The organism is Kitasatospora sp. NPDC094028 (genome assembly GCF_049543595.1).
Lineage (GTDB): Bacteria > Actinomycetota > Actinomycetes > Streptomycetales > Streptomycetaceae > Kitasatospora.
The window spans coordinates 63598-83055 of record NZ_JBMVFA010000021.1 but is presented as its reverse complement, the minus strand read 5'-3'; the positions used below and the strand labels follow the sequence as shown (position 1 = coordinate 83055).

Below are 19458 nucleotides of genomic sequence, written 5' to 3'. Positions count from 1 at the left end.
CTTGGGGCCCCTCGACGTCACATCTCGTGGTGGAACAGATTCCCGGGTTCCAGCCGCGACATCCTCGGCGAAAGCGCGCCCGGCTCGATCCCGCTCGTCCCCCCGGAGGATGGGCGGCGGACCACCCCTCCGCCTAGCGTCGTGGACACGCCAACGAGCTTGAAGGGGGATCAACCGACATGTCGAAACGCACCGCCGCCTCGATCGGGTCGCTCGCGCTGGCCCTGGGCGCACTGGTCGCCGGCACCGGCACCGCCACGGCGCAGCCGGTCAGGACCTCGTGCTACGCCGCGAGCTGCAACCACCTGAACCCGTACAACACCTACTGCTCCTCGGACGGGCGCGCGGTCTACAGCGCGCACAACGAGCAGCAGCACGTCGTGTACCTCTACTACAGCCCGTCCTGCCGCGCTGTGTGGGCCGAGGCCTGGGGGCCGGCCGGCGACACGATCAGGGTCGAGCGCGCGGGCGACCCGTCGCTCTACAGCCGGGACGTCACGGACGGCTCGCATTCGTGGACCGGGATGATCAATGACGCCGGGTACACCGCGCACGCCATGATCGACGAGCAGGGCACGAACATCTGGGGCCAGACCGCGGACTACTGACAGCCCGCGGGCACCGGCGCCCGCCGCCGGTGCCCGCCCGCGGTCCGCGGGTGTCCGGGCGGGCCGCTGCCGGACCCCTCCCGCTCGCCCCGCGCAGCGTTCGATTCGTCCTTGTTCAACGGCAGTTGAAACACGGCGACGCCTCCCGGTGCCGGGCCCGATGCTGGTGCGGGAAGGGCGGGCCGGTCTGCCGGAGCACTCCCGCGTGGGACGCCGCCCGCACCACAGCGCACACCCACGCCCCGAAAGGCAGGACACCCATGAACCTGTCCCCGCGCAGCGCCGGCCGGGCCGGCGCGGCCCTGGCCACCCTCGCCTGTACCAGCGCCCTGCTGCTCGCGGCCCCTGCCGTGGCCCAGGCCGACGCCGCTTCGCAGCACGGGCGGGTCAACAAGAGCTGCGGACCGGAGAAGTTCAACGTCAACGACCTCATCGACCACCAGCTCCGTGACCAGCGCCCCACCGGCAAAGGCGCCTCGGTCGACCTGAGCCGCGGCTACCACCTGGACTACGGCTGGGTCTACTGGGCACACGTGGCGAACGCGCCGAGGAACAGCACGGTGTGGCTCAACTGGTCCGACAACCACGGCCGCACCTGGCACGAGTGCGGCCGGCCCAGGGTCGACGGCAGCCAGGGCCCGCACGACCGCTGGACGTGGGGCGTGAACTGGGTCCACGGGCGCACGTTCCAGGCCTGCGCCCAGGTCCCCGGACGCGCCCACACCTGCACGCCGTTCGAGAGCTGACCCGACCGCGGGCCTGCCGGGGCGCCGGCGGCCCCGGCCGACCTGTCCGGCGAAGCGTCGGCGGCCCGGGCCGTCCGGTGCCCGGTCACGGCGGGCCGCCGCCCGGGGAGCGGGCTCAGAGGTCGACCCGGGGCCGGAGCCCGGTCCAGATCTGGTTGGCGCCGCCGTTGGCGCCCCAGGTGACGACCGGGGTGCCGTCGGCGGGATCGGAGCCCGGCACGTCGAGGACCAGCCCGAGGCCGCTGATCAGGGGGCCGACCCAGCCCGAAGACATGAATCGACAACGTCAGCGTCGACAGCGCCCCGGCTGTCGCCCCGCCTCCTCGCCCCGCCTCCTTGCTCCGCCTCCTCGCCCCACCGACGACACCGACCCGAGCCCATGGAGGACCCATGAAGCGCACCCCACGTCTGCTGGCGACCCTGATCGGCACGCTCGTGCTGGGCGCCGCGTCAGCCAGCGCGACGGCGACCGTCGCGACCGCGGCCACCACCACCGCCACCGCGTCGACCTGCGCGTCCAGCAGGCCCCTGCTGTCGCAGGGCGACGAGGGCGGCTGCGTGCCCTACCTGCAGCGGGCGCTGACCAACAACGGCTTCCCCACCACGGTCGACGGCATCTTCGGCCCCAGGACGGAGGCCGCGGTCGAGGACTTCCAGTACGCCTGCGGCTTCCGGGGATCGGACGTCGACGGCATCGTCGGCCCGCACACCTGGGCCGGCCTGCTGGACCACGCCTGCGCGTGACGCCGCCGCACTCCGAGCCCCGCACCCCGAGCCCCGCACCCCGAGCCCCGCACCCCGACACGAACCCACGTCCCGAAAGGCAGGACAGCCATGAACCTGTCCCCGCGCAGCGCCGGCCGGGCCGGCGCGGCCCTCGCCGCACTCGCCTGCACCACCGCCCTGCTGCTCGCGGCCCCGGCCCAGGCCCAGGCCGCCGAAGCCGTGTCGCCGCACGGCGTGATCAACAAGAGCTGCGGACCGGCCCTCAACGTCAACGACACCGGCGACAACCACCTGCGCGACAAGCGCGCCACCGGCGGAGGCGGCTCGATCCACCTGAGCTACGGCTTCCACCTGAACTACGGCACGGTCTTCTGGGCACGCCTGACGCACGCGCCGAGGAACAGCACGGTGTGGCTCAACTGGTCCGACGACGGCGGCCACAGGTGGCACCAGTGCGGCGCGTACCGGGTCGACGGCAGCCAGGGCCCGCACGACCGCTGGACGTGGGCCGTGAACTGGGTCGACGGACGCACCTTCCAGGCCTGCGCCAAGGTCCCCGGATTCACCTCCACCTGCACGCCGTTCGAGAGCTGAGCCGGCCGCCGGCCTGCCCGGGGGTGACCGCCACCCCCGGGCAGGCCTCGGCTGCGCGTGCTAGCCGCGCAGGCGGGTGGTCTCCAGCGCCGGCGAGGCCTTGATCTCGGCCTCGGTGAAGCGCTCCGTCACCCACTGCTTGCGCGAGAACAGCGCGGTCTGGTCGGTGTAGTGCGGCGACGCCGGGTTCGCGGACTCGCCGTAGGTGAGCACCGTGCGGGTGCGTGGGCCCTGCGGGGTCAGCTCGGTGGCCATGACGAAGCTGGAGCCGCGCGCGCCGGTGCCGGCCTGCGGCACGCTGCCGCCGGTGCTGCCCGAATCCGGGCCCGCGGTCACGACGTTGAAGCAGCCCGCGCCGTCGTCGCAGCCGTGCAGTGCGATGCCCGCCCAGCGGTCGACGTCGCCGATGGTGGCGTCCAGCGCGGTGCCGGCCTTGTCGAGCCTTTGCACCGCGTCGGCCAGGGCGCGCCGCACGTCGGGGCTGTCGCCGTTGAGCCCGCGCGGGGTGGTGAGCGGCTGGGCCGGGTCGTACGGCACCCGCCAGACGGGGTTACGGGTGTGCAGTCCGTAGCCGAACGCCTGCCACAGCACGGCGCCGTGGCCGGTGTCGTCGGCGCGGGTGTTCCAGGCCGCCAGGACGTCGCAGGCCGCCTTCACGTCCACCCGGCTGCCGTCGCTGGCGGTCAGCACCGGGTTGGCCCGGCACATCGCGACGGCGTCGTCCCGGCCGAGCTCGGCGTTCTGCTCGCGGTCGCCGAACATCGCGGCCTGCAGGGTGGGCAGGGTGAAGCCCGGCGCGCCGAGCCCGTCGGTGCCGTCCCGGCGTTCGGCGATCATCCGCAGGCTGAGCTGGGCGCGCGGGCCCAGGCGGGGCTGCGTGCCGTAGATGCCGGGGTAACCGGCCAGCGGGGACGCGGGGTTGGTCAGGTACGGGTTGTTGTTGGAGTTGGCGACGTAGTCCGTCCGGTCCAGCCTGGGGTGGTCGGCCGGGCCGAACAGGCCGGGGACGACGGCGTGCGGGTCGGTGCCCCAGTCGCAGGAGGTGGTCGAGCCGTCCAGGACGGCCGGCAGGTCGTGGGAGGGCACCAGCGTGCACCGCGCCAGCTGCTCGTCGCTCAGGTGCGGGACGGCGGAGGAGTCGGTGAAGTACGTCGCGCCGCTGACGTCGGTGGCGAAGGTGTAGTTCCACGGCACGCCCTGGTAGGTGTCCTGCGCCCGCTTCAGCTCGGCCAGGCTCTGCGAACGGTCCAGTGCCAGCCACTCGCTCATAGAGCGCAGGTTGTCGGCGTTGGCGTCGCGGAAGGCGTAGGCGTAGGTGTCCGTCCAGGGGATGCCCGCGTCCTGGTCGGCCAGCACCGGGCCGTAGCGGGAGGTGTGGATCGTGCGGGTGACGGTGGACAGCGTCCCGTCCGCGCCCCGGACGGTGACCGGCACCTCCTGGCTCCCCATCTTCTCGGCCCTGCCGTCGACCAGGTAGGAGGTCGGGTCGCCGGGCACGAGGGTGAGCCGGTAGACGGACGCGTGGTCGGCGAAGCTGGTCGTCGCCGTGAAGGCCAGGTCGCGGGTGTGGCCGATCTCCACGACCGGCGTGCCGTAGAGCGCCGCGCCGGAGACGTCCAGCACGCCCGGGATGGTCAGCTGGACCTGGTAGAAGCGGTGGCCGCCGACCCAGGGCAGGTGCGGGTTGGCCAGCAGCATGCCGTGCCCGTCGCGGGTGGCGTCGCGGCCCAGCGCCCAGGCGTTGCTGCCCAGGTCGCGGCCGTTCTCGCTCCCGTCGGACGGGCGCCGCACGGCACTCGCCCGCGCCGCCGGCGCGGAAGCGCCCCCGGAGGCGGCGGCGCCGGGCGTGGCGCCCGGCGGGGCGGCGGTGGCGATGGCGCCCTGCGCGTCGGCGATACCGGCGTTCCCGTTCACCTCGTAGACGAGGTTCCAGATGTCCTCGGCGGTGATCGGGCCCACCCACTTCTGGCCCCGGCAGCCCGCGTCGGGCAGGCCGTCCACGCCGGTGTCGCGCAGGTAGCGGTCGTAGCCGGCCGCGTAGCCCTCGACCATCCGGCGCACGTCCTCGGTGGGGCCGACCGGCGCGGGCTGGTCCAGCAGCCTGCGCACGGTGCCGGAGCGCAGCAGGCCCTGGTGGTAGGTGTCGCCGGCGAGGTTCGCGCCGTCGCCCGGGGTCCGCGCGTCCGGGCCGAACCAGCGGGACCGCTCACCGCGCAACGTCACGACCTGGTTGGCGAGTTCGCACAGGTTGTCCTGCGCGAACGCGTACCCGTACCCGTAGCCGAGACCGCGGAAGTCGTGCGCGAGGACGTGCGGGATCCCGTACTCGGTGCGCCGGATCTGCGCCGAGTAGCCGTCCCGGCCGCCGAGTTCGCGATCGTCGCCGGCGGCGACGGCCGTGCCCGGGAGCAGCGTCGCGGTGACCGAGGCCAACGCGAGCGCCGCCAGCGCGGGGGCGAACCGCCGCGGAAGAAGATTGAACTGACGTCGAGTCATGCCATCACCCTGGCGCGCCGCCGCCCGCGAGACATCGGCCCGGCGATGTGTCCCCCCGCCGGACCATGGGCCCACGGATGTACACCCCCGGGCCCTCCCGGAATACGCCCACCGCGGGGCCGGTTGAGCCGGACCATGAACCAAGATCCGCAACGGCCCGGCGGCATCCACCCCCTGCTCGCCGCACGCTCCAGCCCCTCCGCGTTCGACCCGTCCGCCGCCGTCGACGACCACGCCCTCGGCCTGCTCCTCGAAGCCGCCCGCTGGGCACCCTCCGCCGGCAACTCCCAGCCCTGGGGCTTCCACACCAGCCGGCCCGGCGAACCGGACCACGAGCGCGTCCTGCGCCACCTCGCCCCCAGCTCGGCCCGCTGGGCGACCGACGCGGGCCTGCTCGTCGTCACCCTCACCCGCCGCACCGTCGACGACAGCGGGATGACGTACTCGGAGTTCGCCGACTACGACCTCGGCCAGGCCGTCGCCCACCTCACCCTCCAGGCCCAGGCCCTGGGACTGGCCGCCCGCCAGTTCCGCGCCTTCGACCTGGACGCCCTCACCGACGAGCTGCGCCCCGGCCCGGGTTGGGCGATCGTCTCCATGGTCGCGCTCGGCACACCCGCCGCCGCATCATCCGCCCCCCGCACCCGCCGCACCGTCGCCGACCTGCGCTCCGCCCCCTGGTCCCTCCCGCGGTGACCACCCCCGCGAACGCCGGGAGGGGAGGCGCCGTCGTCGGCACCTCCCCTCCCGGACCCCTCGGCACCTTCCCGGTGCCGGGTGGTCAGCACGCGTGCTGCTTGGCGAGGCGGCGCTGGAAGAGCGCGGCCACCGGACGGCGGCGAAGGCGGCTCGCCTGCTTGGCCTCGCGGACCAGGCGCTCGTGCTCGGCGTGGCCGGCGAGCTCGTGGGCGTGCTGCTGGAAGGTCTGGTACTCGATCATGTCGGTTCCCCTCTTCGCGGGTTCGGGTTCCGTTCCCCCGTTTCCCTGACATGTAAGAGCTTCCTCTCCCAGTGGGGGCCGGGGCATCGGGAGCCCGCCCGATCCTGCGGCCCCCGGATGCCTTAGCCCGCGGCCCGAATACCCCGCTTACCTCGATCCTGAGGCAAAACCCGGCCCCTGTCCTTACTTAGAGGGACTTAGAAGCCTTAGATGCCTACGACAGGCCGGGTTGACGAACCTTAGGTGCCATAGGGCGGGGCCCCGGCGGAACCATGCGCTCCGCACACTCGTCCACGGCTCCGGACCCGTGCGGCGCCCACCCGCGCCCACCCGCGGCCGCACGCACGACAACCGAACGGCGAAGGACCGACCGACTTGACTTCCTGCGGGTCAGAGCACTGCAATCCGCCTTACGGCGAATCGCAGCCCCTTGCCCTGCTCCGCAGGAGTTCCGTTTCTCCCCCGCAAGCGGGAGGTACCCCCACCCCCGGCTGAAGCCGGGGGTATCCACGGAGGTTTCAGATGACCACCCGCACCACCGCCCCCGAACCGCAGCAGCCCCCGGCAGACCCCGCCACCCCCACCGTCCCCGCCACCCCCACCGCCCCCACGCCGTCACGCCGACGCCTGCTGCGCATCGCCGCCGGCGCGGCGGGCGGCGCCGCCCTGCTCGGCGCCGCGGCCGCGGGCGCCATGCTCGCCGGCTGGCTGCCCGGGACGGTGCCGCTGAAGCGGACGCTGGGCATGACCGGCCCGGACGGCACGATCCCGCAGACGACGCCGGGAGCGGTGCACGTCGAGCAGGTGCGCTCGGCGGCCCGGGGCCGCGAGGTCACCCTGGTCACCATGCTCCCGCCCGGCGCCACGGCGGGAGCGAACCTGCCGGTGTGCGTGCTGCTGCACGGGCGCGGCAACGACGCGCAGGGCATGGTGACGCTCGGGGTGCCGCAGTTCCTGGCCGCCGCGGTCCAGGGCGGCGTGCCGCCGTTCGCCGTCGTCGCCGTGGACGGCGGGGACGCCACCTACTGGCACCAGCACGCCGGCGGCGGCGACGACCCGCAGGCAATGCTCCGCGAGGAACTCCCCGGCTGGCTGCACGCCCGCCAACTGCCCACACCACGCGCCGCGTTGGGCATCTCCATGGGCGGCTCCGGCGCCCTGCAGTACGCCGTCGGCCGCACCCGGGCCGGCCGCAACCTGGACGCCGTCGCCCTCCTGAGCCCCGCACTCTTCCGCACCTGGGCCGACGCCCGCACCACCGGCGGGTACACCGACGAGGCCGACTGGCAGGCCCACGAGCCGACCCTGCGCCTGGACCAGGCCCAGGTCGGCGCCCTCGGCGTGTGGTGCGGCCAGGAGGACCCGTTCTGCCCCGCCGCCCGCCAGGCCGCCCAGCAGGCCCGGGCCCGGGAAGCCCACTTCCCGGACGGCGAGCACACCGACGGCTTCTGGCGCCGGGTGCTGCCCGACGCCCTGTCACTCCTGGGCCACACCCTCACCACCACCAGCACCTGAGACCGGGGGGAGCGGGCCGGCCCGGGCCGGCCCGGGCCGGCCCGGGTGACGCTTCCTCAGGTCCGCCGGTGCTGCCAGAATCCGCAGGTGACACACACGACCCACCGTCTCACCCCCGCACAGCAGCGCCGCCAGTGGATCAGCGGCCCGCTCTTCCTGGCCGGTTCGGCCTACTTCCTCTACCTCGCCCTCAGCCGGCCCCCGACCGAGCGGACCGCCGTGGTGGCCGTGTTCGTCTCCCTGGCGGCCGTGACCGGCGTCGCCCAGCTGCGCGCCCTGCGCACCAGCGTGAGCTTCGACGAGCGCGAGCTGTGGTGGACCCCGCTGTGGGGCTCCCGCAAGCGCGTCGCCTGGTCGGACGTCACGAACGTCGAGGTGGTGCGCAAGAACGGGCGCGCCAACGCCCCGGAGATCGTGCGGATCGCGCACCGGGACCGCGGCACGCTCGACCTGCCGGTGCTGGTGGGCCTGCCGGGCAGCTGGCGCGACCCCGGTTTCGAGGCCAAGACCGCCGGCCTGGTCGCCGCCTGGCGCGCGGCCGCGGCGCCCGTCCGGTAGCGCCGCCGAGCGGTCCTGCCGGTCCCGCAGGACCGGCAGGACCTGCGATCAGGAGGAGTGCCCCGGGGCGCGGCGCCCGGCCGAGGCCTGCTCCTGGAGCAGCGCGGCGATCTGGTTGACGTCGTCGAAGATGCGGATGACGTCGTTGATGTCGGTGGCCGAAGCGCCGTTCACCCCGACGAAGAACAGGTGCAGGCAGCCGTCGTCCGTCTCCAGGTAGCCGGCGAGGTTCTGGGCGTTGTAGGCGATCCGCTGGTTGAGGTCGTCGGCGCCGACGACGGTGCCGGGCTTGGCGAAGACCTTGCCCTTGGCCGGGCAGTCGGTGGTGCAGGAGATCGCGAGCGAGCCGTCGACGCCCAGGATCGGCAGCGCGTGGCGGAAGGCGTCCGCGTCGGGGGTGCGCAGCCAGTAGGCGAGGAGCCGGTCGAGGCCGCGGGGGGTGGCGCGGTCCTCGAAGACGCCGCCGCGGCCGTCGGCGAGCTGGAACTGGGCCGGGTCGACGTGCGCCACGTCGGTGAGGAAGTCGTGCTCGACGCCGAAGCCGTCGAAGCAGTTGCGGCTCCCGCGCGTGACGGCCATGTTGCACAGGGCGAGGTTGGCGCCGAGGTTGTGGCTGACCTTCAGGATCAGCTTGGCGTACTGGCTGTACGGCGGGGAGACGTACGCGGCCACCCGCGGGTCGCCGTCGTAGGAGGCCGGCAGCTTGCCGTCCGGGTTCGGGCCGGTCGCCTCGGCGGTGACGGTGACCCCGGCGCGGGCGAGCGCCTCGATCAGCGCGGTGCGGCCGAAGGCGTTGGGGTCCTGGACGTGCGAGATGCGCAGGACGGGCTGCGCGTCGGCGGCGATGGTGCCGCTGAGGGTGATCCGGGTGCCGTCCGGGGAGGCGGAGACCTGGATGTCCGTCGCGCCGCCGGCCGCCACCGTCTCCACGGTGGAGGTGACCTGGTACGGGGCGACCTGGGGGCGCCAGGTGAGCTGGGCGCCGCTGCCGGGGGAGGTGGGGGTGGTGAGCAGGTCGATCACGTTGTCGTTGACGATGAGCGGGGTGGGCTGCGGGTCCAGCGCCGGGAGCGCGAACAGCCGCGGGTCGACGACGACGTCGCCGTCGACCCGGGTGATGCCCGCCTCCCGGACCTGGTGGGCGATCATGTCCAGGCCGGCCAGCGGGTCCTCGGGGGTGAGGGTGGCGCCGGGCAGGTCGTTGGCGCTGGTGTGGTCGATCGGGGTGTAGTCGACCGTCCCGTCGGGCCGGGTGCGCCCGCCCATGGTGAGGTCGCCCTGGGCGACGAGCGCGAGGTTGCCGTCCAGGGTCGAGCCGGTGCGCGTGCCGGTGGCGAACAGCGGGGTGGTGAAGCGGTGGTCGGGGCCCAGGGCGTGCCAGGCCCCCGAGATGGTGACGAGCTTGGCGGTCGAGCCGGGGACGAAGAACTGGTCCGCGAACCGGGAGTGGAACACCTCGCCGGTCGCCGGGTCGCTCTCCAGCACGCCCCACTGCGCGTGCTCGTAGCCGGGCTTGTGCATGATCGCCTCGATGGCGGGGCCGAGGTCGTCGTCCGCCGCCGCCGGGGGCGCGGCGGCCGTGCCCGCCAGGACGGCCAGCGTCGCTGCGGTGGCGGCCCAGGCCGGCAGGCGGCCGCGGATCGTTCGTCTCATGGTGTGAGTCCCGTCGTCTCTGGGGTCTGCGGCGGGCCGGTCGCGGGCTGGTGCGCACCGGCCGCTCATGGGCGGATCGTAGGAACCCGGTCGGCGTACGTCCGGGAACCCGTCGACGTGCTGACGGTGTGTGGCCGCAAATCCCACCGGTCGGCCGAGCCCCGCCTCCGCCCGCTGGCGGGATCTTGACGACCGCGGGCGTTCACGCCACTCGTCGGGGCCGGGCCGGGAATCGGAGGATGGAGCCATCGCCGACCGGGAAGACCCGGCCCGGCCCACCGGATCCCGTCCCGACCAGCAGGAACACGAGGCACCCCATGTCCGCCGCCCCCGCCAGCGCCGTCCTGAACGTCCCCGCCGCCACCCCCGCCGAGGCCGCCGCCCACTACGCCGCCCGCCTCGCCTTCGAGGCGGACGTCTCCGACGTCCACGCCGACCTGACCGCCGGCGTCCCCGGCGTCGTCGTGGTCGACACCCGCAGCCAGGCCGCCTGGGACCAGGGCCACATCCCCGGCGCCCTCCACCTGCCCACCGGCCGGATCGCCGACCTCGCACCGCGCTCGATCGACCCGGCCCACACCGTGGTCACCTACTGCTGGGGCCCCGGCTGCAACGGCGCCACCCGCGCCGCACTGGCCTTCGCCCGCCTCGGCTACCAGGTCAAGGAGATGCTCGGCGGCTTCGAGTACTGGGTCCGCGAGGGCTTCGCCTACGACACCGCCACCGGCACCGAGCAGCGCCCCGTCGACGACCTGACCGCCCCGCGCTCGGGCATCTCCTGCGCATGCTGACCGACCCCGCCCGGCCGGGCGCCACCATCCGCCCGGCCACCCCGGCCGACCTGCCGGCGATCGCCCACCTGTGCGCCGCCCACGCCGCCTTCGAACGCGCCGACCCCGTGCCCGCCGACCTCGCCGCCCGCCTGGAACCCGCCCTCTTCTCCCCGCACCCGCAGGCCTGGTGCCTGGTCCTGGACCGCGGCGGCGAACTCACCGGCTACGCCACCTTCTCCCGGGAGTTCTCCACCTGGCAGGCGGCCGACTACATCCACCTGGACTGCCTGTTCGTCACCGAGGCGCACCGCGGCGCCGGCTGGGGCCGCGCCCTGCTCGACGCCGTCCGCCACGCCGCCACGGCCCTGGGCGCCACCCACCTGCAGTGGCAGACCCCCGACTGGAACACCGACGCGATCCGCTTCTACCACCGCACCGGCGCCCGCTCCCGCCCCAAGGTCCGCTTCTCCCTACCGACCCCGCCGGTCGGTGCCCGACTGTCAAATGACTGATGCCGCACCCGCCTTGGACGGGAAACAGTGGAGTCGACGGCCGCAGGGCGCACCCGCTCCGGCCTCGTCGTCCCCCTGCGTTTCTCATTCCAAGGAATCCCGATGAACTCCATCCGCGCCAAGTGGCGCCTGGCCGCCGTCACCGCGGCGACCGCGCTCGCCGTCCTGATCTCCTCCGGTGCCCCGGCGTCCGCCGCGGTGTTCGGCGAGAGCACCACCTGGGCCAACGAGATCGAGGACGACAGGCCCGTCCGGGCGAACGGCTTCATGGACGAGGCACGCTCCGCCAACAGCGACCTCATCCAGGTGTGGCGCAGGTACGGCACCACCGAGATGTACCTGGCGCTCGACCACGGCCGGCAGATCCGGCTCGCCGGCAACACCAACGCCAGCCCGCAGATCGTCTACATGGGCGGGGTCCAGTTCGTGCTGTTCCACACCGGCACCAACGGGTTCATCTTCTACAGTGTCCTGACCGTGAACCAGGCCAACAACGGCCAGCGCTACCTGCGCTTCAGCGACTGGCACCAGGTCCCCAACGGCGCCCGGACCAACGACGGCCGCCCCGTGGCCGTCGCCGCCCTGCCCCACAACAACATCGCCCTGGCCTTCCACGGCGCCAACAGCAACGAGATCTGGAGCATGACCTTCAGCGTCCCCAACAGCCTGTGGGGCGACCCGGTCCGCGTCCCCGGCGCCACCAGCGACTCCTCCCCGGCGCTGGCCTTCAGCCCCGCCAACAACCTGCTCATGATGGCCTACCGGGGCCTGGACAACCGGGTCAACGTCATCCGGACCAACTACCAGACCAGCGGCTGGTACGGGCGCTCGATCCTCGACGGCGTCGAGACCGACGCGGAGCCGGCCATCGCCATGGCGCCCGCCGGCTGGGGCCAGGTCGCCATCCGGCAGCGGGGGACGGGAGTGCTGTACCTGGAGGACGTCCAGGACACGGGCCAGCACGGCGGCTGGACCCGCGAGGCCCTCGGCTTCGCCTCGGCGGGCGGCCCGCGCCTGATCATGGACGCCTTCCGCGCCTACCTGGTCGCCACCAACCTCGCCGGCTACGTGCAGTGGAAGCAGTCCCGCCAGTACTGAACAGCCCCCTCCGGGGCCCGGGCACCGGTGCCCGGGCCCCGCGCACCGACGACCACCACCCGCCCCACCTCGGGGGAGACCCATGCCAGCAACCGCCCGCCCGGCCACCGACGAGACGGCGAGCCACCGCGCCGTCGAGAACCTGATCGCCCGCTACGCCGAACTCGTCGACGACGGCGACTTCGCGGGCCTGGGCGCCTTGCTCGCCGACGCCGACTTCACCGGCGGCGCCGGGACCGTGCACGGGAGCGAGGCGATCGAGCGGATGTTCCGCGACACCGTGATCGTCCACGCGGACGGCACCCCGGGCACCCACCACGTCACCACCAACCTCGCCGTCGAGGTCGACGAACGCGCGGGCACGGCGACCGCACGCTCCTACGTCACCGTCCTGCAGGCCCTGCCCGGCTTCCCCCTGCAGACCATCGCCGCCGGCCGCTACCGTGACGGCTTCGAACGCCGGGACGGCCGATGGCACTTCACCCGGCGCCGGGTGCGCATCACCCTGCTCGGCGACGTCGGCCGCCACCTGCGCCAAGGCGGGCCGCACCCGGGTCAGGGCGCGGCGGGCTGACGGTCCAGCCTGGTCAGCGCGTCGCGCAGGGCCGCCCGGGTGGTGACGCCCAACTTCGGGAAGACACGGTAGAGATGGGCGCCCACCGTCCGGGGGGACAGCCGGATCCGCTCGCCGATCTCCTTGTTCGTCAGACCGCCGGCGGCCAGCTCGGCGACCCGCCGCTCCTGCCACGTCAGCGCCACCGCGGCACCCACCGGAGCCCGGGGCGCGACCCCGGCGGCCCGCAGCTCGGCCCGGGCCCGCACCGCCCACGCGGTGGCGCCGAGCCGCTCCAGCGCCTCGGCCGCCGGGGCGAGGAACCCCCGGGCCGCCGCCGCGCCGTGCGTGCGGCGCACCCGGATCCCGTGCGCCAGGGCGATCCGGGCCAGCTCGAACGGGAACCGTTCGGCCGCCGGATGGGACCGGGCACGGGCGAACATGTCCGCGGCCTCCCGCCCGTCCTCGGCCGTGATCGCCAGCGCCCCGTAGGTGACCACGGCCAGCCGCGGCGACAGGTCGGCCAGGCCGGCGTCGCGGGCGGCGAGCGCGTGGGCCCGGGCCTGCTCGGCGCGCCCGGTGTGCATGGCCGCCTCGACCAGGTCCAACAGCGTGCGCGACGCCTGGTGGGCGTAGGGCCGCAGCACCCCCGGCGCGGTGATGCCGGCGGCGTGCCGGAACGCGCCCTCGTAGTCGCCGGCGCCCAGGGCGGCGCTCGCACCGCAGGCGTCCGCGAGCTCGGTCAGGAACCCGACACCGCGCGGCCGCGCCCACGCCTCGACCGCGGCCCGCAGCTCACGCGCCTCCTCGGCCCGGCCGCGCACGGCCGCCAGCTGGGCCAGGTAGGCCCGGCTCTGGTGCGCGAACAGCTGGTTGCCCGCCGCGGCCGCCAGCGCGAGGGCACGGCGCCCGGTGCGCTCCGCGGCGTCCCACTGGCCCAGCGCCGTCTGGTCGAGCGTGATCAGGTGCAGCATGACGATGCCGCTGGACGTGGCGCCGGTGTCCAACTCCCGGTCCACGACCCGCTCCAGGTGCGGACGCAGCGGGCCCAGGACGTCCAGGTGGTAGGCCGACACGGCCAGGCGCGTGACGTCCCACGGGTCCTGCTCCGCCAGGTCCGCCGCGGCCCGCTCCACCCGCCCCGACCAGCCGGCGCCGTGCCGCACCACGTCGCTCCAGGTGTCGGCGTACATCCGGGCCCGCTCGGTCGCCAGCGCGCCGAGGCAGGCGAGGACCTCGTGCGTGCGCCGCCACAGTGCGGGGCTGGCGGCGTACTGGCTGACGGCGAGCAGCAGGCTCACCAGCCGGTCGAGCACCTCCCCGCCCCCGCCACCCTTGCCCGGAGCGCCGCCGGCCGGGCCGCACCACCGCTCCAGCGCCGCCACGACCCACCGGTGCGCACCCCGCACGTCACCGTCGCGGTACAGCGCCAGGTACGCCCCGGCCAGGACCGCGGCGGGGCCGTCGTCCCCACCGGGCCCGGTGGCCGCCAGCGCGAGGCTGCGGGCCTGCCCGAGCCGGTCCGTCTGCCCGGCCACGAACGCCGCGTCCCCCAGCCGCCTCGACCGCTGGGCCCGGTCCTCGCTCAACTCGGCGGCCCGGGTCAGCCAGACCACGGCCGTGCGCGCCGCGCCGCGCCGCGTCGCCGACCGGGCCGCGGCCTCCAGCGCCGCGGCCACCTCCTCGTCCGGATCCACGGTGGCCGCCGCCAGATGGGCCGCCCGCCGCTGCGGATCCTCCCGGTGGACGTGCGCCAGCACCCGGTGCGCCGCCCGGCGCTGATCGGGCGTGGCCAGCTGGACGACACTGGAACGCGCCAGCGGATGCCGGAACACCAGGTCACCGGTGGCCGGCTCGACGACCAGCAGACCGCAGGCCAGCGCCTCGTCCACCCCGCGCATCCGGTACCGCGCGGCCCCGGCCGGCCCCTCGCCCGGCCGGGCCGCCGCACCGTCGAGCGCGGCCCCGAGCAGCTGCGCCCGCACGGCGGGGTCGAGGCGGGCCAGGCGCCCCGCGTAGATCTCCTGGATCCGCCGGGGCAGCGGCACGGTGTCCGGTCCGGGCAGGTCCTGCGGCGCCCGCTCGCCGAGGCGGGCGGCGAGGTGGGCGGGCAGCTCCAGCAGGGCCAGCGGGTTGCCGCGGGCGGTGTCCAGCACGAGCGCTCGCAACTGCCCGTCCAGGCCCGGATGGTGACGGTCCAGCAGGAGTGTGGCGTCCGCGTCCGCGAGCGCGCCGACCGCCACCTCGGGCAGCGCCGCCGCGTCGAACCGCGAGGAGATGTCGCTGCGCACGGCCAGCAGGAGCTTGACGCCGGGGCTGCCGGCCAGCCGGCGGCCGACGAACCCGCAGACCTCGGCACTGGCGCCGTCCAGCCACTGGCCGTCGTCGAGGACGACCAGCAGGGGCCGCCGCGTGGCCGCCGCGGACAGCAGGTCGAGCACGGCGATGCCGAGCGCCATCACGGACGGCGCCGGGCCGTCCGCGCGGCCGAACGCGGCCTCGAACACCGCGCGGTGAGCGGCGCTCGGCCGCCCCCGGTCGGGCTGGCCCCGGTCGGGCCGCCCGCCGTCCGGGAGCAGCTGGTGGAGCAGCTGGTGCAGCCCCGCGTAGGGCAGGTCGCTCTCCGCCTCGACGCCGCTCGCGCGCACGACCAGGTGGCCGTCCCCGGCCGCGAGGTGCGCCGCGAGGTCGAGCAGGGTGCTCTTGCCGACGCCCGCCTCCCCGCGCAGCAGCAGGGCCTGTCCGGCGGGGGCCCGTACGAACGCGGACAGCCGCGCCCGCTCGCCGTCCCGGCCGACCGTCACCATGCCCGGTTCCAAGCCCGGTTCCCTCCCCTTGCCCCGAGGCTCACCCATCGGTGTTCAACGTTCAACTTGATGGTGAGTCGATTAGATTGTGTCGAGGTCAACCTGTCAAGTAACCGGTTAGTTAGGAGCGGTGCATGGAGCGCGACGCCGAGGCCACCAGACGCAGACTCATCACGGCCGGCCGGGCCGAGTTCGCCGCCCACGGGCTGGGCGGCGCCCGTGTCGACCGCATCGCCCTCGCCGCGCGCAGCAACAAGGCGCAGATCTACCACTACTTCGGGAGCAAGGCCGGGCTGTTCGACGCGGTCTGGAACGAGCTGGTCGAGCAGATCGTCACGGGCGTGCCGCTCGACCCGCACGACCTGCCCGAGTTCGCGGCGGGCCTGAGCGACTTCTACGCCGAGCACCCGGACGCCCCCCGGCTCGTCACCTGGCAGCGGCTGGAGCGCGACGGCGCGCTCAACGAGCTCGGCGTCGCCGAGGTGCGCGGCCGCAGCGCCGCCGTCGCCGGGGCGCAGGCCCGGGGCCTGGTCTCGACCCGGTTCGAGCCCGAGGTCCTGTTCGCCCTGCTCGTCCACGTCGCGATGCTGTGGGCCGCGGCCAACCCCGAGGTGCTGGCCGTCGTCGGCCTCGCCGACCGCGCCCGGCGCCGTGACACCGTCCGCCGCATCGCCGCCGCCCTGGTGGAGTGACCGCCGCCCGCACCCGGACACGGCGGCGGCCCCGACTCGTCTCCGGCGACGGCTGTCCTGCGGGAACAGCCGGCCCGGGGAGGCCGGGACGTGCGGGTGGGGCGAAGGGCGGCGGGTCGGCGCCGAGGGGCCGTCGCCACTGGTGGCAGCGGCGGGTCGAATCGGCTCGGACGTACCGTGGTTGACGCTTCGTCAGGCTTGCCGTCCGGTCGGTTTCCCCGGCGGCGATCACCGGCTTCGTCGCCAGTCGCCCCCGGCGGAAGGGCTTCCGGTCGTCGCCCGTCGGACTGGCGGCCTCCGGCAGGTGGTCATGTGCACGTCAGAAATCGGGTCGTGCCGGGGATGCGCGGTGTGATCCGTCCGGCGATCCTGGAACTGCCAGGCACTCCGAAGGAGGACGGCCATGTCCATGCTCGACAAGCTCAAGAGTCTCCTGCACGGCCACGAGGACCAGGCCACGCGGGGCGTCGACAAGGCGGGCGACGCCTTCAACGAGCGGACCGGCAGCACGTACGAGAGCCAGGTCGACACGGCGAAGCAGAAGATCGACGAACGGCTCGGCACGCAGCAGCCCCCGACCGACCAGCCGTAGCCGGCCCGACCGGCTCCCGCGCACCGCACTCCTGCCTCTGCCCCTGCCCCCGGCCTCACCCGAGGCCGGGGGCAGGGGCAGGGGCGTGCCGTCGCCGGGGCGGTGTGTTCGGAATGTGAACGCACGCGTGCCCCCCTGGGGGATCCGACCGTTGTGTCACCCGGCCGCCGGCGAGGCGCGGGCGTCGCGGTCGGGTCGCGCGGAGCCTCGTGTTCCGGCCAAGTCGGGGCCTTCACAAGCCAAACATCGGTTGGTCGCATGATCTTCGCACTAGGGTGAGGCCCGATCCACCGCTCGGCCCTTTCCCCCGACCCGGGGGGCATCAAGCATGCCCGCCGCCAGGACTGGAGTGAACCGATCATGCATCCTCGTCACCTGTGGAAGCGCTTTACCGGCGCGGTCGTCCGCCGCGGCACAGGCGCCACCATCGGCGCGCTCGCGCTCATCGCCTCGTTCGTCCTCGCGGGCACCGCCGCCGGCACGTCGAGCGCGGCCGCCGCGCCGGCCGGCGCCACGAGCGTCGGCCAGTGGGCCTGCTCCGGCGCCGCCATCCCGAACGGCTATGTCCTCACCGCCTTCAACAAGGACGGCTGCAGCGGCTGGGGCTCGTGGTTCCAGCAGCCGGAGGCGGACGGGCTCTACAGCTGCGGCGGCTCCCCGATCATCCAGGGGTACGTCCTCACCGACTACGTGAGCTTCGGCTGCAACGGGATGGGCTCCTGGCGGCACAGCCTCGTCAAGGACGGGATCTGGACCTGCGGCGGCTCCCCGATCGTCCCGGGCTACGTCGTGACCGGCTACGTGGTCGCCGGCTGCCACGACGTCGGCGCCTGGTTCCACCAGATCGCCAAGCCCGGCCTGACCGTCTGTCCCAACTCGCCGATCCCGGCGGGCTTCAGCGCGGGCGCCTACTGGGCGGCCGGCTGCAGCGGCCACGGCGGCTACTGGCTCTCCCGCGCCTGACCCCGACACCCGGCGGGCCGTCCCTGGGCACCGGTGCTCAAGGACGGCCCGCCCGGGGCCACCGGAGCGCGGGGGCAAGCGTCCACCGGCATCACCGAGGACCGGCATCACCTCGGTCGGTCAGTGGCCCGGGTGCTCGTCCCGGCGCGCGATGGCCGCCGTCCACTGCCAGAACTGCGTCAGGGGTATCCCGGGCGATGCGGCGGGCAGGAACGCGACGCGGCAGCGCCGGCACAGCCAGGTCGTCCGCCACACCTCCCGCAGCTGCCGCCACTGCTCGTAGGTCTGCGGCCACCGGTCCGCCGTGTCACCGCGACTGTCCCGGTGCTCGGAACGGACGACGAGTCCGATGCTCAGCAGGATCGCGGCGATGATCAACGCGCCGTAGCGGTAGCCGAACTGGTACGCGGGGTCCGGGCTGGCGCCGTCGCTGCCGCCGGTGAGCAGTTTGCCCAGTCCCAGGAGGCCACAGGTGCCGGCCAGCGCGAACAGGGCGGTCGCGGCCCCGCTCGTGCCCTTGGGCTCGGGCGGCATCTCCAGCAGCTCCCGCGTCGGTGGGTCGAGGGGGCGGTCGGTGTCCAGCAGGGCTTTGGGTACGGCGACGGTGTCGTCGGCCGCGGCGCACGTCGGGCAGGTGGCGCTCATCGCGGGATGCCTCCGGAAGCGGTGCACGGTGTGCACGGAAGAACACGTAGGGCAGCACAGGGAACTGACTGATCATATGATCAGCAGGGCGGCCGGGGCGGGCGGGCCCGAAGCACGGTGGCCCGGCCCTGCCCGCCCTCCTACCCGAGCGCGAGCATCGCGGCGGCGACCTCGCCCGCCGCCGCGTCCGGGAGCGCGGTGGCGGCCTCGTCGAGGACGAGCAGCCGCGCCCCGGCGATCCCGTGCGCGATGGCCTCGCCGTCGCCGAGCGGGAAGAACCGGTTGCGACGGCCGTGGACGACGAGCGCGGGGACCGCGACCTCGGGCAGGCGTTCGCGCCAGCGGGGCGTGCAGTCGAGCCGGGTGAACACCAGGCCCAGGTGGTTGGCCGTCTGGACCGGGGCCGTGGTGCCGGGGGCGCGGTCCCAGACGCGGGCGGCGCGGGCGTGCGCGGCGGCGGGGTCGTCGCCGAGGATCCGCGCGCCTTCGGCGGCGAAGTCCGCGACCGCCTCGCGGTCGGCCCAGTCGGGCGCCGCCCGCGCGAACAGCGCGCCCATCACCGCCTCGTCGTGCCCGGGCAGGTCGTCGTCGCTCGGGCCGGGGGCGACCGGGCGGGTGTTGACCAGGGTGAGCGCCGAGAAGGCGCCCGGACGGTCGAGCGCGGCCACCTGGGCGACCATCCCGCCGATGCCGATCCCCGCGAGGTGCGCGGGCGCCCCGCCGAGTACGCCGGCCAGCGCCGCGGCGTCGGCGGCCAGGTCGCGCAGGGTGTAGGCGGGGGCCTGCGGATCCGCCGTCGTCGACTCCCCGCTGTCGCGCAGGTCGTAGCGCACCACCCGGCGCCCGCCGGCGGCCAGGCGCGCGCAGAGCGCGTCCGGCCAGGAGAGCATCGTCGGCCCGCCCGCGAGCAGGACCAGCGGCGCGCCGGCGTCGCCGAACGACTCGACGCCCAGGGCGAGCCCGTCGACATCGATCGTGGTCACCGGG

Annotated in this window: 21 protein-coding genes; 14 read left to right on the top strand and 7 right to left on the bottom strand. The window is 74.7% G+C overall.

Going from position 1 to position 19458, the window contains the following annotated elements; genetic code table 11:
- Positions 1-179: 179 nt before the first annotated feature.
- Both ACPC54_RS27175 and ACPC54_RS27170 read left to right on the top strand, forming a co-directional pair.
- Positions 180-608 carry a DUF2690 domain-containing protein gene (locus ACPC54_RS27175; protein WP_498968453.1) on the top strand — a complete coding sequence of 143 codons (429 nt, stop codon included), beginning with the start codon at positions 180-182 and terminating at the stop codon, positions 606-608.
- Positions 609-868: 260 nt separating this feature from the next.
- Positions 869-1354, top strand: coding sequence for a hypothetical protein (locus ACPC54_RS27170; RefSeq protein ID WP_498968452.1), 486 nt, complete (start codon positions 869-871; stop codon positions 1352-1354).
- Positions 1355-1469: 115 nt separating this feature from the next.
- Here the strand turns inward: ACPC54_RS27170 and ACPC54_RS27165 are convergent, their stop codons facing one another.
- A complete protein-coding gene (locus ACPC54_RS27165) occupies positions 1470-1628 on the bottom strand; it encodes an RICIN domain-containing protein (protein ID WP_498968450.1) in 159 nt (52 codons plus the stop codon).
- A gap of 116 nt (positions 1629-1744) precedes the next feature.
- Between ACPC54_RS27165 and ACPC54_RS27160 the strand changes: the two genes are divergently transcribed.
- Together ACPC54_RS27160 and ACPC54_RS27155 are read left to right on the top strand one after the other, a co-directional pair.
- Positions 1745-2098 (top strand): peptidoglycan-binding domain-containing protein, encoded by a 354-nt coding sequence (locus tag ACPC54_RS27160; protein ID WP_498968449.1) that lies wholly within the window; start codon positions 1745-1747, stop codon positions 2096-2098.
- Between the two features lie 90 nt (positions 2099-2188).
- Complete coding sequence (locus tag ACPC54_RS27155; protein WP_498968447.1) at positions 2189-2674, top strand: hypothetical protein; 486 nt, start codon at positions 2189-2191, stop codon at positions 2672-2674.
- Positions 2675-2734: 60 nt separating this feature from the next.
- Here the strand turns inward: ACPC54_RS27155 and ACPC54_RS27150 are convergent, their stop codons facing one another.
- Complete coding sequence (locus ACPC54_RS27150; protein ID WP_498968445.1) at positions 2735-5170, bottom strand: penicillin acylase family protein; 2436 nt, start codon at positions 5168-5170, stop codon at positions 2735-2737.
- A 135-nt stretch (positions 5171-5305) separates the two neighbouring features.
- On the opposite strand from ACPC54_RS27150, the gene ACPC54_RS27145 reads away from it, so the two are divergent.
- A complete protein-coding gene (locus ACPC54_RS27145; RefSeq protein WP_498968444.1) occupies positions 5306-5866 on the top strand; it encodes a nitroreductase family protein in 561 nt (186 codons plus the stop codon).
- A gap of 85 nt (positions 5867-5951) precedes the next feature.
- On the opposite strand, the gene ACPC54_RS27140 is transcribed toward ACPC54_RS27145, so the two are convergent.
- Positions 5952-6110 (bottom strand): hypothetical protein, encoded by a 159-nt coding sequence (locus tag ACPC54_RS27140; protein ID WP_498968442.1) that lies wholly within the window; start codon positions 6108-6110, stop codon positions 5952-5954.
- Positions 6111-6632: 522 nt separating this feature from the next.
- On the opposite strand from ACPC54_RS27140, the gene ACPC54_RS27135 reads away from it, so the two are divergent.
- Entirely contained in the window at positions 6633-7625 is a 993-nt protein-coding gene (locus tag ACPC54_RS27135; RefSeq protein WP_498968441.1) for an alpha/beta hydrolase, read from the top strand.
- A gap of 87 nt (positions 7626-7712) precedes the next feature.
- A complete protein-coding gene (locus ACPC54_RS27130; RefSeq protein ID WP_498968440.1) occupies positions 7713-8183 on the top strand; it encodes a hypothetical protein in 471 nt (156 codons plus the stop codon).
- Positions 8184-8231: 48 nt separating this feature from the next.
- On the opposite strand, the gene dacB is transcribed toward ACPC54_RS27130, so the two are convergent.
- Positions 8232-9836 (bottom strand): D-alanyl-D-alanine carboxypeptidase/D-alanyl-D-alanine endopeptidase, encoded by a 1605-nt coding sequence (gene dacB, locus ACPC54_RS27125; RefSeq protein ID WP_498968438.1) that lies wholly within the window; start codon positions 9834-9836, stop codon positions 8232-8234.
- Positions 9837-10153: 317 nt separating this feature from the next.
- Between dacB and ACPC54_RS27120 the strand changes: the two genes are divergently transcribed.
- The 4 genes from ACPC54_RS27120 to ACPC54_RS27105 all read left to right on the top strand — a co-directional run bounded on the left by ACPC54_RS27120 (position 10154) and on the right by ACPC54_RS27105 (position 12793).
- The gene (locus ACPC54_RS27120) at positions 10154-10627 is read left to right on the top strand and encodes a rhodanese-like domain-containing protein (RefSeq protein WP_498968437.1); all 474 of its coding nucleotides are present in this window, start codon (positions 10154-10156) and stop codon (positions 10625-10627) included.
- Positions 10621-11121 (top strand): GNAT family N-acetyltransferase, encoded by a 501-nt coding sequence (locus tag ACPC54_RS27115; RefSeq protein ID WP_498968435.1) that lies wholly within the window; start codon positions 10621-10623, stop codon positions 11119-11121. Before ACPC54_RS27120 ends, ACPC54_RS27115 begins: the two co-directional genes overlap by 7 nt.
- A gap of 102 nt (positions 11122-11223) precedes the next feature.
- Positions 11224-12219, top strand: coding sequence for a PLL family lectin (locus ACPC54_RS27110; RefSeq protein ID WP_498968434.1), 996 nt, complete (start codon positions 11224-11226; stop codon positions 12217-12219).
- Positions 12220-12301: 82 nt separating this feature from the next.
- Positions 12302-12793, top strand: a complete 492-nt coding sequence (locus ACPC54_RS27105) for a nuclear transport factor 2 family protein (protein ID WP_498968432.1) — start codon at positions 12302-12304, stop codon at positions 12791-12793.
- Here the strand turns inward: ACPC54_RS27105 and ACPC54_RS27100 are convergent.
- On the bottom strand, positions 12775-15591 hold the full coding sequence (locus tag ACPC54_RS27100) for a helix-turn-helix transcriptional regulator (RefSeq protein WP_498968431.1): 2817 nt from the start codon (positions 15589-15591) through the stop codon (positions 12775-12777). The two genes, ACPC54_RS27105 and ACPC54_RS27100, sit on opposite strands and share 19 nt — an antisense overlap.
- A 122-nt stretch (positions 15592-15713) precedes the next feature.
- On the opposite strand from ACPC54_RS27100, the gene ACPC54_RS27095 reads away from it, so the two are divergent.
- From ACPC54_RS27095 to ACPC54_RS27085, 3 genes are all read left to right on the top strand, one after another.
- The gene (locus ACPC54_RS27095; RefSeq protein ID WP_498968430.1) at positions 15714-16271 is read left to right on the top strand and encodes a TetR/AcrR family transcriptional regulator; all 558 of its coding nucleotides are present in this window, start codon (positions 15714-15716) and stop codon (positions 16269-16271) included.
- A 403-nt stretch (positions 16272-16674) separates the two neighbouring features.
- The gene (locus tag ACPC54_RS27090) at positions 16675-16863 is read left to right on the top strand and encodes an antitoxin (RefSeq protein ID WP_498968428.1); all 189 of its coding nucleotides are present in this window, start codon (positions 16675-16677) and stop codon (positions 16861-16863) included.
- A 360-nt stretch (positions 16864-17223) separates the two neighbouring features.
- On the top strand, positions 17224-17826 hold the full coding sequence (locus ACPC54_RS27085) for a hypothetical protein (RefSeq protein ID WP_498968427.1): 603 nt from the start codon (positions 17224-17226) through the stop codon (positions 17824-17826).
- A gap of 120 nt (positions 17827-17946) precedes the next feature.
- Here ACPC54_RS27085 and ACPC54_RS27080 read toward each other — a convergent pair whose 3' ends face one another.
- Positions 17947-18471: a hypothetical protein gene (locus ACPC54_RS27080; protein ID WP_498968425.1), complete on the bottom strand. Its 525-nt coding sequence runs from the start codon at positions 18469-18471 to the stop codon at positions 17947-17949.
- Positions 18472-18611: 140 nt separating this feature from the next.
- On the bottom strand, positions 18612-19454 hold the full coding sequence (locus ACPC54_RS27075) for an alpha/beta fold hydrolase (RefSeq protein ID WP_498968424.1): 843 nt from the start codon (positions 19452-19454) through the stop codon (positions 18612-18614).
- Between the last annotated feature and the right edge of the window lie 4 nt (positions 19455-19458).